The organism is Virgibacillus sp. Bac330 (assembly GCF_003667845.1).
In the GTDB taxonomy this organism is placed as follows: domain Bacteria; phylum Bacillota; class Bacilli; order Bacillales; family Amphibacillaceae; genus Virgibacillus; species Virgibacillus chiguensis.
Window position 1 is genome coordinate 3,014,572 of the sequence record NZ_CP033048.1, and the last position, 17,201, is coordinate 3,031,772.

The 17,201-nt window shown below is 40.7% G+C and carries 14 protein-coding genes; all 14 read right to left on the reverse strand.

Annotated features, from left to right (window positions below; genetic code table 11):
• Positions 1-9: 9 nt before the first annotated feature.
• Positions 10-2,229, reverse strand: coding sequence for a DNA helicase PcrA (gene pcrA, locus D9780_RS13930; protein WP_073011877.1), 2,220 nt, complete (start codon positions 2,227-2,229; stop codon positions 10-12).
• Positions 2,230-2,248: 19 nt separating this feature from the next.
• A complete protein-coding gene (locus D9780_RS13935; RefSeq protein ID WP_121640495.1) occupies positions 2,249-2,935 on the reverse strand; it encodes a heptaprenylglyceryl phosphate synthase in 687 nt (228 codons plus the stop codon).
• 412 nt (positions 2,936-3,347) lie between these two features.
• A complete protein-coding gene (locus D9780_RS13940) occupies positions 3,348-3,644 on the reverse strand; it encodes a YerC/YecD family TrpR-related protein (RefSeq protein WP_073011871.1) in 297 nt (98 codons plus the stop codon).
• A gap of 18 nt (positions 3,645-3,662) precedes the next feature.
• On the reverse strand, positions 3,663-4,676 hold the full coding sequence (locus D9780_RS13945) for a DUF3048 domain-containing protein (RefSeq protein ID WP_121640496.1): 1,014 nt from the start codon (positions 4,674-4,676) through the stop codon (positions 3,663-3,665).
• Positions 4,677-5,001: 325 nt separating this feature from the next.
• Positions 5,002-6,744 carry an adenine deaminase C-terminal domain-containing protein gene (locus D9780_RS13950; RefSeq protein ID WP_121640497.1) on the reverse strand — a complete coding sequence of 581 codons (1,743 nt, stop codon included), beginning with the start codon at positions 6,742-6,744 and terminating at the stop codon, positions 5,002-5,004.
• Positions 6,745-7,446: 702 nt separating this feature from the next.
• Positions 7,447-8,688, reverse strand: coding sequence for a phosphoribosylamine--glycine ligase (gene purD, locus D9780_RS13955; RefSeq protein ID WP_121640498.1), 1,242 nt, complete (start codon positions 8,686-8,688; stop codon positions 7,447-7,449).
• A gap of 24 nt (positions 8,689-8,712) precedes the next feature.
• Positions 8,713-10,245 carry a bifunctional phosphoribosylaminoimidazolecarboxamide formyltransferase/IMP cyclohydrolase gene (purH, locus tag D9780_RS13960; protein WP_121640499.1) on the reverse strand — a complete coding sequence of 511 codons (1,533 nt, stop codon included), beginning with the start codon at positions 10,243-10,245 and terminating at the stop codon, positions 8,713-8,715.
• Positions 10,242-10,817, reverse strand: a complete 576-nt coding sequence (gene purN, locus D9780_RS13965; protein ID WP_121640500.1) for a phosphoribosylglycinamide formyltransferase — start codon at positions 10,815-10,817, stop codon at positions 10,242-10,244. The genes purH and purN overlap by 4 nt, the downstream gene beginning before the upstream one ends.
• Positions 10,814-11,830, reverse strand: coding sequence for a phosphoribosylformylglycinamidine cyclo-ligase (gene purM, locus D9780_RS13970; RefSeq protein ID WP_121640501.1), 1,017 nt, complete (start codon positions 11,828-11,830; stop codon positions 10,814-10,816). Before purM ends, purN begins: the two co-directional genes overlap by 4 nt.
• Positions 11,831-11,955: 125 nt before the next feature.
• Positions 11,956-13,368 carry an amidophosphoribosyltransferase gene (gene purF / locus D9780_RS13975; protein ID WP_121640502.1) on the reverse strand — a complete coding sequence of 471 codons (1,413 nt, stop codon included), beginning with the start codon at positions 13,366-13,368 and terminating at the stop codon, positions 11,956-11,958.
• Positions 13,344-15,572, reverse strand: coding sequence for a phosphoribosylformylglycinamidine synthase subunit PurL (purL, locus tag D9780_RS13980; protein ID WP_121640503.1), 2,229 nt, complete (start codon positions 15,570-15,572; stop codon positions 13,344-13,346). The genes purF and purL overlap by 25 nt, the downstream gene beginning before the upstream one ends.
• Entirely contained in the window at positions 15,556-16,239 is a 684-nt protein-coding gene (gene purQ / locus D9780_RS13985) for a phosphoribosylformylglycinamidine synthase subunit PurQ (RefSeq protein WP_121640504.1), read from the reverse strand. The genes purL and purQ overlap by 17 nt, the downstream gene beginning before the upstream one ends.
• Positions 16,236-16,487 carry a phosphoribosylformylglycinamidine synthase subunit PurS gene (gene purS, locus D9780_RS13990; RefSeq protein ID WP_121640505.1) on the reverse strand — a complete coding sequence of 84 codons (252 nt, stop codon included), beginning with the start codon at positions 16,485-16,487 and terminating at the stop codon, positions 16,236-16,238. The genes purQ and purS overlap by 4 nt, the downstream gene beginning before the upstream one ends.
• Positions 16,484-17,197, reverse strand: a complete 714-nt coding sequence (purC, locus tag D9780_RS13995) for a phosphoribosylaminoimidazolesuccinocarboxamide synthase (RefSeq protein WP_121640506.1) — start codon at positions 17,195-17,197, stop codon at positions 16,484-16,486. Before purC ends, purS begins: the two co-directional genes overlap by 4 nt.
• Between the last annotated feature and the right edge of the window lie 4 nt (positions 17,198-17,201).

Consider the following 17,201-nt stretch of genomic DNA (forward strand, 5'->3'; position numbering starts at 1 on the left):
GCACCTCCCTTATTGTTTCGTAATTGGTGCAAATTTTGCTAATACACGTTTAATGCCGACTGGTGCAGGGAAAGCAATATCAAGCTCCATTGCTTCACCTTCTCCACTTACTTTTACAACCGTACCCACGCCCCATTTTTTATGGTTCGCTTTATCGCCAGGTGACCACGTCTCATTTTCAGCACCGGATGTTTTCTGCATTTGCTGTGCTTTACGCTTCATCGATTGTGCTCTGCTCGGCTTCGGTTCTGTGCTTCTGCCAAACATCGTATCGTTAGCTACTTCGATACCTGCTATTAATTCTTCCGGTATTTCATTAATAAACCGGCTAATAGGATTCATATTCGTTCGTCCAAACAAGGTTCGCATACGCGCATGGGTGAGATAAAGCTCTTTTTCAGCACGCGTAATACCGACATAAGCTAATCGGCGTTCTTCTTCCATTTCTTCCTCATCGAACATGGAACGGCTATGTGGAAAAACATTTTCTTCCATACCGATCAAAAATACAACTGGAAATTCTAATCCTTTTGCTGCATGTAACGTCATTAATGTAATTTTAGCTTCTGCTTCTGTTTCCTCTTCATCTACTTGATCAATATCAGCAATTAAGGCTAAATCTGTTAAAAAGGCAACAAGTGTTTTATCCTCACTACCTGCTTCAAAGTCTTGCGTAACCGTCATAAATTCTTCTAAGTTTTCCAAACGACTTTGCGCCTCGATGGATCGCTCGTTTTTTAACATCGTTTCATAGCCGGTTCGCGTTAATACAGCCTCTACCATATCTGTAGCTGTCAAAAACTCTTGTTGTTGCGACAGAGATTCAATGAGGCTTGAGAATGCAGCAAGCGCGTTAGCTGCTTTTTTAGATACGCCCGTAAAATCGACTTCCTTCACTGCTTCGTGGAAAGAAATATCGTGAAGAGCAGCATATTCGCGTAAACGTTCCACCGACGTTTTCCCGATTCCTCGTTTCGGCACATTGACAACACGCTCAAAGCTTAAATCATCATTAGGATTGGCAATTAAACGCAAGTACGCAATAATGTCCTTAATCTCTTTGCGCTCATAGAATTTCGTACCGCCTACCATTTGATACGCCATATTCGATTTCACCAAGGTATCCTCAATAGCACGAGATTGCGCATTCGTTCGATATAGTATCGCCACATCACTTGGGGAGTATTCCCCTTCTCGAGTTAATTGCTGGATTTTTTCCGTGACAAATAAAGCTTCCTCTTGTTCCGTTGCACCTTGAAAGTAATGAATTTGTTTGCCATCCTCATTTTCTGTCCATAGTTTTTTCGGCTTCCTGCTTGTGTTATTATCAATCACATGGTTCGCAGCCGCTAAAATAGACTTTGTAGAGCGATAATTCTGTTCCAACATAATGGTTCTTGAGGTCGGATAATCCTTTTCAAAGGTTAGGATATTTGCAATATCAGCACCTCGCCAGCGGTAAATGGACTGATCGGAATCACCTACAACACATAAGTTTTGATAACGACTCGCTAGCATTTTTACAAGTGCATATTGTGCGTGGTTCGTATCTTGATACTCATCAACATGAATATATTGAAAACGACGTTGGTAGTATTCCAACACTTCTGGCACACGTTTAAATAAATGAATGGTTTGCATAATCAAATCATCAAAATCAAGCGATTGGTTTTTTACAATCATCTTTTGATACGCTTCATATACTTGTCCTACTTGCCGTTCAAAAAAGTTACCTACACGTTTATTATATTCTTCTGGTGTAATGAGTTCGTTTTTGGCAGCACTAATTTGACCAAGCATAGCCCTTGGTTCCATTTTTTTCGGATCTATATTCAAATTTTTAAGCACTTGCTTGACGACCGATAGCTGATCACTGCTATCTAAAATGGTAAAATTACTGTTATAGCCAACGCGGTCAATGTCCCTACGTAAAATGCGTACACACATCGAGTGAAAAGTCGATACCCACATATACTCACTTTCAGGTCCAACTAACCTTTTCACACGTTCTCTCATTTCTCTAGCTGCTTTATTTGTAAATGTAATAGCTAACACATTACGAGCAGAAACGTCCTTCTCTGCTAATAAATAAGCAATTCGATGCGTCAATACACGTGTCTTTCCACTTCCAGCACCAGCCATAATGAGCAGTGGGCCGTCTGTATGCATCACAGCTTCTCGCTGTTGTTGATTCAATCCTTTTAATAATGTTTCCTTTGTTTGACTCATTCTATCACCGCCTAACTGATTACTCTTTTACCGCAGAAACGGTTTGTAAAGCTTGCTTCATATTCGTATATATACTGTTGCCAACAACGATGACATCAGCGTACTGTTTCATTTCCTTCGCTTGGGCAGCAGTTTCTATACCTCCACCGTAAAAAAGAGTGGCATGCTGTAATTGCGTTTTCACCTTAGCAACTAAGGCTGGATCGCCATATTTCCCGCTATACTCCATGTAAAATATAGGCAAGTGAAATACTTTATCCACCATGTACGCATAAGCGATGACATCTTCCTCATCTGGTAAATAACTATTCGTATACGCAAAGGCTTTTGCGTCCTCGTTCAAAATGCAATACCCTTCAAAGAAAATTTCGCTAAACTCCATCATATCTACATAATCTTTAATGGCCTGATGTTGCATATCCATCATCCATTTTTTCTCTTTTGAATTGAGCACCATGGGAATATAATAATAATCAAATCCTGGCGTAATGGCATCCATGGATGATATTTCTAAAATACAAGGCACTGTATATCGACGAATGCGGGATAGTAAATCTAATACGTTGTCTAAGGTAATATTATCCGTACCACCAACGATAATTGCATCTGTACCAGACTCGCATATTTTCTCTAAATCCTCATCCGTTATTTCTTTTGCTGGATCAAGCTTAAATATGTGTTTCCATTGCTTTAATAACGTAGTCACGATTCAAATCCTCCATATTGTTTATCCGTTAGTTCATTATACCAAAAAACCTTTATGGAATGAACAAAGGCGCAAGCGCCCGTTTAGCAACGTAGCGACTGAAACGAAGCAACGAAAGTTTTAGGATTCATGCTCCTGCAACAGGAGTATGCCGGCGCCCTCCGGCAAGCCCGTCTTTAGTCGGCCTTCCTATTTAGAACGAACCGATGATGACTTCGCTTAGGGCAATGGAGTGAAGTCGCCTAGTTGCTGGGCTTTGGAGCCGGACGGGGCTTATTCGGTTATTTGGTTATCCCATAGCATGAAATTTATTATACGTACTTATCCTATTTGGAAAGAGGGCTGTTTTTTCCTAAAGCGCAATAAAAGACGCCACCAAAAAATGGTGACGAATTTTTCTATAAAATGGTACCTATTTATCTTCCATGATCCGATCAAGCACGATTTTATAACCATCACTTCCGTAATTAATACATCTCCGTACGCGTGAAATAGTAGCCGTTGAAGCATTTGTCTTTTCTTCAATCGCATTATACGTAGCACCTTGTGTTAACATTTTAGCTACTTGCAGGCGCTGTGACAGCGATTGAATTTCAGACATTGTTGCTATATCATCAAAAAAGCGGTAGCATTCTTCTTTATCTTTTAATGATAGGATAGCTTCAAATAGTTCATCTAAATGTTGTCCACGTAATTTATCAATTTGCACATCTCGGCCTCCTCCCCATTAATCACTTGATATCGTTACAATGTCTTGCAATCCAGGTTGTTGAGGAATAACATTAATCCATGTTTTCCCCGGAACAAACGGTACTTCCTTACTATTCTTTACGGGGATGATTCTGCCCGCTCGATTTTCCCATTGTACCTCTTGCATCACACCATTTTGTAATAAATAAGCCTCACCGCCGGATTCTAAATCAATTGCGCGGCGTCCCTCTTGGTCAATTACTTGATGACTTGCTTCGATAATGAATACATTATTTATTTCAATTGGCTCTTCCGTATCCATTTCTACAGTTTGCTGCTCTCCATTATAGCGCTTATACGTTCCACTGTCCTCTTTAAATATATATTGTATCATTTCATTTGAATTATTTGCATAACTAACGGTAACCTTTGGTGCAGGAGAACCAGCAATTTCAGCATCCGTTTCTAGAAATGGCAATGATTCATATGTAGCAGTTACATCATACCCTTTATCTTCCGCTATTTCATATATCGCATCGGTTTGTAAATACGAGTTATGAGGCGCTTTACGAAAAGTCTCTCGTTTAAATAAGTTACCATCATTATCATAAAGCGAGCCATTCAGATGGTCAATTCCTTTATCTTTTATCTTTTGATTAATAAAATCAGCAGCGCCGTGATGCACGTAAATAGCATTATACCCTTGGGCTAAATCAAAATAATACTCCCGCGCACTGCGAACAGGGCCAATAACATCAGGTAGCTCACTTTGGTAAAGCGCTAGAAACCGCGTAATATTCCCTTCAGCTAGCATTTCGAAAACAATATCTGCTTGTGATAAACCCGTTTGCGGCCTTGCTTTCGGATGATTATTTACCATGACAGCAACCATTCTGTTATCTGTTGATCCATCGGCAGAAAGACCCGTCAAAGCATATGCAGCATTTTTATCATCATCTTTTTCGTTGTCCTTCCCCACATCCCCTTCATCTTTACAACCTGCAATAAAAACAATTGCTATGATAACTACTATGAATAAAACTTTTCGCATACTATTTCCTCCTTCGATTGCCTTTTTCATATTACATACTTGGAAGGGCCTTATCATATGCTCCCAATACGAGTAATGCCACTTCTTACCCTATAAAAAGTTTGGTCAGCACTGTATTACACTTATAAGAAAAACTTGGCTTATCGCCATGTCTTATGGCGGAAGCCGCAGTTTTTCTTATACTATAAACCTTTAAACTTTTTTGCTTTCCTACAGTAAAATGAAGTCCCGAGCTTACCGCAGTGCGTTTGTTTATGATTTTTTCTAATTTTTAATACGTAGACACTGCTTCTTTTACCTGACAAGCTGCCTCGTTGATTATACGCTAACACATCGTTGCAGGGAATAGGAGTTCCTTTTGCTTCACATCTATAATTCCCTGCGGCGTAATACGCACATAAGGTAAATGCGTAGAGGATAAGAAAAATATCGAATACACAGGGTCAGAAAATGGATACCCAAATGATTGTAAAATCTGTTTTAATTCTTTTTCCTGTTTAATCAGTTCGTCCATCGCTCCAGCATACATCATCCCACCAAGTTGGAGCGGAATTTCTAATAATATTTCTCCATGATGAGCAATAACAATCCCCCCGCCTAACTCTTTTATACGTTTACCAGCAAGTAACAAATCGCTTTTTCGTTTTCCAATAAATACAAAATCACCAGACACGGAATAAGAGCTTGCGATAGCACCTAGCTCATTCGTAAACCCCCGTAACGTCGTATTCACACGCCATTTGCCATGTCGATCAAGTAAAACTAAAAAAGAATCCGTTGTTTCGGCAGGAAGTTCTTCAACGGTTATATCCACTTCAATTGGATATGGCGTCATAATTACATCGTTGACCATTTCCAAACCGATTGGAACGGAAAATTGTAATTCTTTATAGCTTATTTCCCAATCTAAATCTAGTGGCTTGATGTGATATTTTGACCACGGGATTTGGGCTTGCATTTTTTGCTGTTCGCCATGTTTTACAATCCATTTTCCTTTTGACAGCACACTCTCTGGATGAGGATTATCTTTTTCTGTTAAAATATTAATATGGGCAAATCGACCCGGTGTAATACTTCCTAGCTGTTCTTCCATTCGTAAATGCTTGGCAGCGTAGAAACTGCCCATTAAATAAGCTTCTTCAATAGGTATTCCTTTTTTTATAGCAATGTCGATACACTGATTAATAAGCCCTGTTTCATAAAAAGCAGGTGTCGCTCCATCTGTTGTAAAGGTTAAATTTTCAAAGGTTGTCAACCCTGCTGCAAGCATTTCCTCTATTAAATTTGGTAAATCGGGGCGAATCGATGAATAACGCAACCCTACATGATAGCCTAGTCGTAGACGCCGTAAAATCTCTTCTCCAGAAATCGATTCATGATCCGCATTAACACCAAGTAGTTTCATTTTTGTTAAGGTCCGTTCAGAAGCCCCTGGGAAATGTCCTTCCACAGGCTTACGCTGATTTTTCGTTTCTTGAATCCAATATAATAAAATATCGTCACCTGCTAGAAGGTCTGGCCAGGAAGTGAGTTCGCCACCCTGAACGACGGCAGGATGTTTTACCCACGATAAAACATCTTCTGTCTGAAATAAACCATGCTCCCCCTGCAACTCCGTCTGCGGATCAAATCGAGCCCACCAATACATAGACACAGGGTGCTTGCTAAACTCCTCCAAAATCGAAAACGCTTTCTTTTTATTCAACATAAATAACCATAATAAATTGTCATTGATTAATGTTGTTGTGCCTGTCTTAGCTGCGTGCCATGCCAATTGTTCCGGATTATACAATTGAAAGGGGTGGGCATGTGGCTCAATATAACCTGAAACGACATACTTCCCTGTACAATCTACAATCTCTGTATCGTGTAAATTAGCTGGCATTTGCTCCCCAACATAAACAATCCGATCTTCATACATCCAAATATTGGATTCTACCCATTGTTTCGTATACGCATTCAAGTAAGTCGCGTTTTCTAGCACGATCGTTGGAGCTACTTCTCCATCGACGACTCTGACATGCTGCCTCATCTCACGGTTCCTCCAATAAAATCCATTTCGTAACATGAACATCTCCCCCATAAACGTAACATTTGCTTTTATTATCTGAAGTTTCAATGCGTGGTTATTTAAACACCAGGCAGTATCATTTCATCTGTTGTAAACCAATAAGTTATTTAAGTGTTTGTATTTTCAGCATGAAGCAAAGATTTTTTGTCGTTCATTCTCCATAACGAGTCTGCTTTTTGCTTATACGATTAGAACAACTTGGCGTATCGCTACGTGTCTTGGAGAAAGCCTTTGCTTTTCTATAGTATAAAAAAGTGACACACGCTTTCTTGTACATTAACATGTATCTAGTATAGGAACAAGTAAAAAGGAAAAAAATACCATGATTCATTGGTAACGCCTTACTTTCGGTTGATGTTAGCTTAGATAACTACTTCTAAATCCGTGACAGACACATACGCCTTTAACTGACGAACTTCTTACCTTACACAAAGATGGTTAACTGCACTTCATTTTACCATATTTTCACATGCTATATTGTTTCAATTTTGTAAACGTTCATTATTATTTAAGTGTTGTAATAAAATAGCCTTAGGCATAAAGCGCAAAGAATACCCAAAGTCTTTCTGATGAAAAGCACTCATCGTTTTGCTTATACTATAAAATATGAATCTTACCTTTCCTATAGTGAAAAGAAAAAAGAAAAGGCTCCACCATCATTTCTGATGTGTAGAACCATTCTTCAACATGACCAGCTATCTATTTCCCAATGTCCGTTCGATAAAAGAATTCATCTCTATCTTTGAACACTTGGAGAGGCTCATAAGCAAACGAAGCCGCTTCATCAAGGGTATCCGCTACAGCTGCCGATACTAAAATACGACCACCGTTTGTCACCATCCGTTCACCAATTTGTTTTGTGCCTGCATGGACAATCTCCGCAGGCGTAGCTGGCAATGCGGGAATGTCTATTCCTTTTTCATACTCATTTGGATAACCACTAGCAGCTACGACGACACCGACACAAGCTTTTTGCTCCCATTCAAGCTTCGGATCCATACCATCTATTACATCTACACATACTTGTGCCAAATCATTTTTTAACAATGGCAAAACAACTTGCGTTTCTGGATCACCAAATCGAGTGTTAAATTCAATCACTTTTGGGCCAGTTTCCGTTTTCATGAGTCCTGCATAAAGCACACCGATAAATGGCCTTCCTTCTTCTATAAGTCCGTTCACTGTAGGCTGTAAAACATGTTTATACGTATAGTCCAAGTCTGCTTGCGTTACGTCTGGTACCGGCGCAAAAGCACCCATTCCGCCAGTATTCGGTCCTTGATCAAAATCAAAGGCGCGTTTATGATCACGAGCAGGAACCATCGGATACACTTGATCGTGATAAACAAAAGCCATTAAGGAGAATTCTTTTCCTTGTAAAAATTCTTCTATAACAATGGTTGTCCCTGCGTCGGCAAACGTTTTTTCGACTAACATTTCTTCTACAGCGGCAAATGCAGCTTGTTTCGTTTCAGCTACAACAACTCCCTTACCGGCAGCAAGCCCATCCGCTTTAATGACAATAGGGGCTCCTTTTAATTCAATATATGCTTTTGCTTTATTTACATCTGTAAATGTTTCGTGAACAGCAGTTGGTATATGATATTTGTCCATAAATTGTTTCGCAAATTGCTTGCTTCCTTCAAGGAGAGCAGCTTCTTTTGTTGGAGCAAAGATACGTAATCCTTCTCTTTGAAAAGCGTTCGCAATGCCTTTATTTAATGGATTTTCGGGACCGACAATTGTTAAATCAATTGCCTTTTCCTTAGCAAAATCGATTAACCCTTGGGTATCCATTTCATCAATAGAGACACAAGTAGCTTGCTCTACCATTCCGCCATTTCCTGGAGCTACATATAATTGAGTAACCTGTCCACTTTCCCTTAATTTCATTACAATACTATGCTCTCTACCGCCACGACCAATGACTAGAATGTTCATGAAACGAAAAGCTCCTCTCCAAAATTAATGTTTGAAATGACGTATGCCCGTAAAAATCATTGCAATCCCATATTGGTTACATACATCAATAGAATCTTGATCGCGCTTGGAACCGCCTGGCTGAATAATAGCAGTAATTCCTGCTTTTGCAGCGGCTTCCACCGTGTCTGGCATAGGAAAAAATGCATCCGAAGCCATAACTGCTCCTACTGCATGCTCTTTCGCTTGCTCAATGGCAATGTTTGCAGCGCCAACTCGATTCATTTGTCCTGCACCAATACCGACCGTTCGATTCTCTTTTGCCAACACAATCGCATTGGATTTCACATGTTTGACTGCCTTCCACGCCAAGAGTAATTGCTCCTTCTCTTTTTCCGTGGGCTCTCGTTTCGTAGCAACAGTAACATCGGAGGCTGTAATTTGTTCCTCATCTTTCGTTTGAATTAACATACCACCAACAACCGATGTATATTTGTTTTCGATTACTTTATCTGCTTGTCGAGGTAATTTCATCAGACGAATATTTTTCTTCTCTGTTAATATTTGTAGTGCTTCTTCTGTAAAATCTGGTGCGATGACAATTTCTAAAAAGATGTCGCTTAACTGCAGCGCCGTTTCCTTATCTACTATTTGATTGCAAGCAACAATTCCTCCAAATATGGAAACAGGGTCTGCCGCATACGCATGTGCAAATGCTTTTGCAAGCGTATCTGCCGTTCCAATTCCACATGGGTTCATATGTTTTACCGCAACAGCTGTAGGTGCGTTGTATTCTGCCAAAATCTCTAAAGCCGCATTCGCATCTTGGATGTTGTTATAGGAAAGCTCCTTCCCATGCAATTGTTCACTTGTAGCCAATCCTTGCTGTTTCGTAACCGGTTGCTTATAAAAAGCAGCTGCTTGGTGTGGATTTTCTCCGTAACGTAGCGTCTGTACCTTTTCATATGTAATCGTATACTGTTCTGGAAATGCTTCTCCAGTGCTTTCTGTAAAGTATGAGGCAATAAGTGCATCATATGCTGCTGTATGTTGGAATACTTTCGCAGCTAACTGCTGACGTTGTTCTAACGTAACTTCACCAGTTTGCAATGCTTGGAGTACGCTTTCGTAATCGGTTGGATCAACAACCACGGTTACCGCCTGATAATTTTTAGCCGCTGATCGCAACATTGAAGGGCCACCAATATCAATATTTTCAATGATTTCCTCATGAGAAGCAGCTTCGTTCGTTACCGTCTCCTTAAAGGGGTAAAGGTTAACAACAACAAGATCAATTGGCGTAATAGCATTCACTTCAAGCTCTTGCAGATGTGCTTTGTTCCCCCGTTTTGCAAGTAATCCACCATGAATGTTTGGATGCAATGTTTTAACCCGACCATCTAATATTTCTGGAAAAGCAGTTATATTTTCCACAGCAGTTGCTGGAATATGAGCTGCTTGTAATGTATGGAGCGTTCCACCTGTTGAAATAATCTCATATCCTGCCTGGACTAATTCATTTGCAAACGATGTAATTCCTTCTTTGTCATATACACTTATTAATGCTCGTTTTTTCATAGTTCTCCCTCATTTTGTACTAATTGTCTAATTATTTTTGGATATAGCTTATGCTCGACTTGCTGGATGCGTTTTGTTAATGAACGAATCGTATCATCTGGATACATATTGACTGTTTGTTGAGCGATGATCGGTCCTGTATCAATACCTTCATCGATAAAATGAATGGTTACCCCTGTTTTGTCCACTTTCGCTGCAAAAGCTTGCGTAATCGCATCTTTCCCAGGGAAATCGGGCAACAACGAAGGGTGGATATTCACGATTTTACCTTGATACGCATGTAGTAAATAGGAACCTACAATACGCATATATCCTGCTAAAAAAATCCACTCTACACGCGCTTTTTTTAATACAGTCACCAATTCTCTTTCATACGCTTCTTTCGTGGCATATTGCTTCGGGTCGAACTGATAGACAGGAATTTGATGTTGCCTTGCTCTTTCTATGACGGCTGCCCCAGGTCTGTCACAGATTAATAAAACGATCTCACAAGCCAAGTCACTTTCGTCAAGCATGGCTTGAAAATTACTGCCTGCCCCGGAAGCAAATACGGCTGCCTTCACCCGACTCATAAACGTATGTGCACTCCTTTTTGTTCCGTCACCGAACCAATAATAGAGGCCTTCTCCCCTGCTGTTTCTAAGTGATCCATAACTTCTGACACATGCTGTTTTGCAACAACGATTGCCATCCCGATTCCCATATTAAACACACCGAACATTTCCTCTGTCGCAATCTTTCCTTGTTGTTGTAAAAACGGAAAAATTTCTGGTATGTCCCACGCCTTTGTATCAATATCCACTCCTAGATTTTCTGGTACCATGCGTGGGAAGTTTTCGTAAAAACCTCCACCTGTAATATGAGCTACACCTTTGATATACCCTGTTTTTAAAACGCTTTGTATCGACTTCGCATAAATACGTGTTGGCGTAAGTAATGCTTCTCCTAGAGGTTCACGTAAACTATAAGATTGATCAAAAGCTAAATCGGTCGTTAACTTACGCACGAGCGAATAGCCATTAGAATGTATACCACTTGATAGCAATCCGATAATAGCGTCTCCGGATTGGATGTTTTCTCCTGTAATGAGTTCTTTTTTCTCGGCAATGCCAACGGTAAAGCCAGCTAAATCATATTCACCAGCTTGATACATCCCTGGCATTTCAGCTGTCTCTCCACCGATTAAAGCTGCATCTGCCTGAACACAACCTTCTGCAATCCCAGCTACAATTTGTTCTATTTGCTTCGGATCATTTTTTCCACAAGCAATATAATCAAGGAAAAAGAGTGGTTTTGCCCCTTGAGCAACAATATCATTGACGCACATCGCCACAACATCAATTCCAATGGTACGATGCTGATCCATAGCAAACGCAAGCTTCAATTTTGTTCCTACCCCATCTGTTCCTGATACAAGTACTGGCTGTTCGTAGGAAAAGCCTGACAGATCAAACAGACCGGCAAATGCACCAATCCCACCTAGCACTTCCTTTTTATTCGTTCGCTCGATATGCTTTTTCATTCGTTCCACAGCTTCGTAGCCTTTCTCAACGTCTACGCCAGCTTGTTTATATACATTTGCCACTATGGTCACTTCTCCTTTTCTATCATCTAAAGTTAATGCTGCATAAGCCTTCACTCTAACCTTAATTATTTCATGACAGAGGCTATCTTTTTTCTTATCCTCTAAACCTTTAAACCTATACTTTCCTATAGGGAAATAAAAGGAGACACTTGTTTGTCCGATTCTATGGAGAGCGGATATTTACCAGTCATACACGCTGTACAAACGCCTTGATGGATCGTCTTATCTTTTAAGATTGCTTTTTCCATACCTGCCTCTGACAAATACGCTAGACTATCTCCGCCAATGATTTCTCTTATTTTATCTTGTTCATAATTTGCTGCAATTAACTCTTTTCTTGTCGACATGTCAATCCCGTAGTAGCAAGGATGTTGAATAGACGGTGAAGCAATTCGCACATGCACTTCTTTTGCACCAGCGTCTTTTAACATATGCACAATCCGCTTACTCGTTGTGCCACGGACGATGGAATCATCAATCATAACGACTCGTTTTCCTTCAATAATACTTCGAACTGGGGATAGCTTAAGCTTCACCCCTTGCTCTCGTAATTCTTGGGAAGGTTGAATAAAAGTTCTACCAACATAACGGTTTTTAATAATCCCCATCTCATATGGAAGCCCACTTTCCTCAGCGTAACCAATCGCAGCTGATGTACTAGAGTCAGGCACGCCAACAACGATATCTGCATCTGCCGGAGCTTCTTTGGCAAGCTCCATACCCATGTTTTTCCTTGACGCATGCACATTTACTAAATTTACATCGCTATCTGGTCGGGATAAATACACATATTCCATGGCACACATTTTTCGTTGTTCTCGCATAGCAAATCGTGTCGACGTAAGACCATGATCGTCAATCGTAATGAGCTCACCTGGTAATACTTCCCGTTCAAATGTGGCGCCAATCTGCCCGAATGCGCATGTTTCCGAAGCAACGACATAAGCATCTCCTAATCTACCAATCGATAATGGACGAATCCCGTGCGGGTCTAGCGCAACAAACAGCTGCTTTTCCGTCAAAATTAAATAGGCATAGGCACCTTGTACTTGATTTAATGCTTCTGTAATGGAAACCTTCGACACTTGGTTCCCATTACGTTTGATTAAATGTGCCAATACTTCTGTATCGGATGAAGTTTGCAATATGCTTCCTTCTTCTTCTAATTCTGCTCGCAAAGCATAGGCATTCATTAGATTGCCATTATGCGCAAGCGCCATACTCCCTTTTTGGGAATGGAACAATAAGGGTTGCACATTCTCTACCGTTTTAGCACCTTGTGTCGAATAACGGACATGTCCAATCGCTACATCACCTTGTAACATTGAAAAATCTGCATGCTTAAAAACATCATTCACTAATCCGACATCTTTATGCACTTTTAATTGCTGTCCATCACTGACAACGATACCAGCACCTTCTTGACCACGATGTTGCATGGAATGTAACCCGTAATACGTCAGTTCTGCCGCTTTTTCATGCCCCCAGATACCGAACACGCCACATTCTTCCCTTATGCCTTTGTCTTCAGCATGCATGGAATGGCTCCTTTCCATTGTGCTTGTAATAAAGCAACAGATTCAGACACATATTCCTGCTCATTGATAGAAATCGTAAGCTGCTCATCCGTTGTAACTTCCCCAATCTCAACGGCATCTTCCACGATATGCACAAAATTTTCTTGTTTATTTTCTGGAACAGTTACAAGGAATCGAGACTGTGTTTCACTAAATAACATCACTGTCGGGTCACCAGATAACTGTACAGTCGCCCCCAATGTATGCTCAGCAAACAGGCTTTCCGCTAAAGCGACCGCCAAACCACCTTCAGCAACGTCATGTGCTGATGATACGACCCCTTGTTGGATTGCTGTTAATAGCTGATCTTGCCGTTTTTTCTCGACGTCTAAGTTTATTTGCGGTGCTTTTCCTGCATACTTTCCTTGCATAAGTCGCTGTAGCTCACTACCCCCAAAATCGCACGCCGTTTCTCCAATAACATAAATACGATCTCCTGCTTGTTGAAAGAAACTCGACGTAATATGATCCAGTGATTCATGTAGCCCAACCATCCCTACCACAGGAGTCGGAAAAATCGCCTTTCCGCCTGACTGGTTATACAAGGATACATTTCCACTAATTACAGGCGTATCTAACGTTTCACAAGCAGCTACCATGCCTTCCACGCTTTTTTCCATTTGCCAAAACACTTCAGGATTCGTTGGGTTGCCAAAGTTCAATCCATCTGTTAACCCGAGTGGCTTAGCACCTGAACAAATAATGTTACGAGCCGCTTCTGCAACGGCAATTTTTCCACCTGTTTCAGGATCTAAATAAATGTATCGAGAATTACAATCCGTTGTTATTGCTAACGATTTATTCGTACCTTGAATACGCACTACCGCTGCATCAGAACCTGGTGAAACGACTGTATTTGTTTGCACCATAGAATCGTACTGATCATAAACCCATTCTTTAGAAGCGATCGTCGGTTGCTGTAACAGTTGCTTGAACATGTGTGCATGATCTTTAACAACTGGCACTTCTTGCTTCATTTGTTGAAAAGCTTGGAAATAAGCAGCTTCTTTAGCAGGTAAATGATACACTGGAGCTTCTTCCGCTAATGCGTCAACTGGAATATTAGCCATCAATTTGCCATGTTGGAAAATACGAAAGGTCTTTTCCTCAATGACTTCACCAACTGCTACTGCCTGCAAGCCATATTTTCGGAATACTTCGATAATTTCCTGTTCACGTCCTTTTTTAACCACGAGCAACATCCGTTCTTGTGATTCAGAAAGCATTAGTTCATACGCTGTCATATTTGCTTCTCTTTGTGGTACATGATCTAAATTCATCTCCAAACCTGTCCCAGCTTTACTAGCCATTTCACTAGCAGAAGAGGTTAAACCAGCAGCACCCATATCTTGCATGCCTACGAGCGCATCTGACTGGATTACTTCTAAACATGCTTCAATCAGTAATTTTTCCATAAATGGATCGCCAACTTGTACTGCAGGACGATCTTTTAATGAATCCTCTGCCAAATCATCGGAGGCAAATGTCGCACCATGAATACCATCCCGACCTGTTGGCGCTCCAGCATAAAGGACCGTATTCCCCACACCAGCGGCAACCCCTTTTTGAATATCGTCATGCTTTATTAAACCGACACACATGGCATTTACTAATGGATTCTCCTGATAACAGTCATCAAATTGCACTTCCCCACCAACTGTTGGAACACCGACACAATTCCCATATCCTGCGATACCGTCAACAACACCGGAAAATAAGTATTTCGTCCGTTCATTTGTTAATGGACCAAACCGCAGCGAATTCAAGAGAGCAATCGGACGTGCGCCCATAGAGAAGACATCACGAATAATGCCACCAACGCCTGTTGCGGCACCCTGATACGGTTCGACTGCAGACGGGTGATTATGACTTTCAACTTTAAAAACAACAGCCTGCTCATCGCCAATATCAATAATCCCTGCTCCCTCTCCAGGACCTTGCAACACATGCGGGGCTTTCGTTGGGAACTTTTTCAATAATGGTTTAGACGATTTATAGCTACAATGCTCGGACCACATGACGGAAAAAACCCCTGTTTCCGTATAATTCGGTCTGCGCTGTAAAATATGCTTCACCATCTTGTATTCTTCATCATTTAAACCCATTTCTTTATAAAGCGCTTCATTTTCAATTTGCTCTGGGCTTATTTCATGCGTTTGCAACATAAGTTTCCCTCCAATTATGAATCAATGACTGAAATAAACGTAAGCCATCCGCACTGCCTAACAATTGTTCCACAGCACGCTCTGGGTGCGGCATCATTCCAAGAACATTCCCTTCTCTATTGACAATTCCAGCAATATTCTCTATAGAGCCATTGGGATTATTTTGATAGGTAAACACAATTTGCTTATGTTCTATTAATTCTTGCAATGTCGTTTCATCACAGTAATAATTTCCTTCCCCGTGCGCAATGGGTAATTGAATTGTTTCTCCTTCATTATATGCCGTTGTAAACATCGTTTGATTGTTCTTTACCGTTAGCACTTCTTGATGACACATAAACGAAAGATTTTTATTGCGCAATAATGCCCCCGGAAGCAACTCAGATTCTGTTAAAATTTGGAAACCGTTACAAACACCTAGTACAGGCTTACCTTTTGCGGCGTGTTTTTTCACTTGTTGCATCACATTTGACGTTGCTGCAATTGCCCCTGTACGCAAGTAGTCTCCATAAGAAAAGCCGCCAGGAAGAAGAATGGCATCATAGTTATCTAGATTAGCAGTTTCATACCATAATAGATCAGCATCTGCTCCTAAAACGTTTGCTACTGCCCTGTACATATCTCGATCGCAGTTTGAACCAGGAAAGGCGATGACAGCAAATTTCACGACTGAACAGCCTCCTCCAACGTAACTTGATAATTTTCAATGACCGGATTCGCTAATAATTTATCGCACATTTCTTTAATACGAGCTTCTATATGAGGTCCTTCCTCTACTTGTAGCTCAATCATTTTCCCCACTCGCGCTTCCTCTACTTCTTCGTAACCTAACGCATGTAAAGATTGTTGAATAGCTTTTCCTTGTGGGTCCAGCACCCCTTCTTTAAGCGTAATATGCACCTTTATTTTTTTCATTTTTGCTCCTCCAGTCGGTTTAATATTTCTTCATAAACAGTGAGCAGGTCACCCGTTCCTTGACGAAAGACATCTTTATCCAATTTTTCAAATGTTGCGACATCCCAAAGTCTACACGTATCTGGGGAAACTTCATCTGCAAGCACGATGGAGCCACATGCGAGCCTGCCAAATTCTAACTTAAAATCCACTAATTGAATACGAATAGCTTGAAAAATATGCTGCAAATGGATGTTAATCGCTAGCGCTTTTGTTTTAATTTCCTGCAATTCAGCTTGTGTAATAGACCCAACGAGTAATGCATGCTCATCATTAATTAACGGATCACCTAGCGCATCATCTTTATAAAACAATTCCACAATTGGCGGTTCCAAGACCGTTTTTTCTTCAATCCCAAGGCGCTTCGTAATGCTGCCAGCGGCAACATTACGAACGACAATCTCAAGCGGAATAATTTCCGTTTGCCAAACGAGCTGTTCTGTTTCATTTAAACGCTCGATGAAATGTGTCTTTACTCCTTGATCCTGTAGCATAGAGAAAATATGTGCTGCTATTTCGTTGTTCAAGCGACCTTTACCTGGAAATACTGATTTTTTTTCACCATTAAATGCCGTTGCATCATTTTTATAGGAAAGGATGAGCTTTCCAGTTGCATCTTTTGCTTCATATACTTGCTTTGCCTTCCCTTCATAAAGTAAGGCACCCTTCATGTTA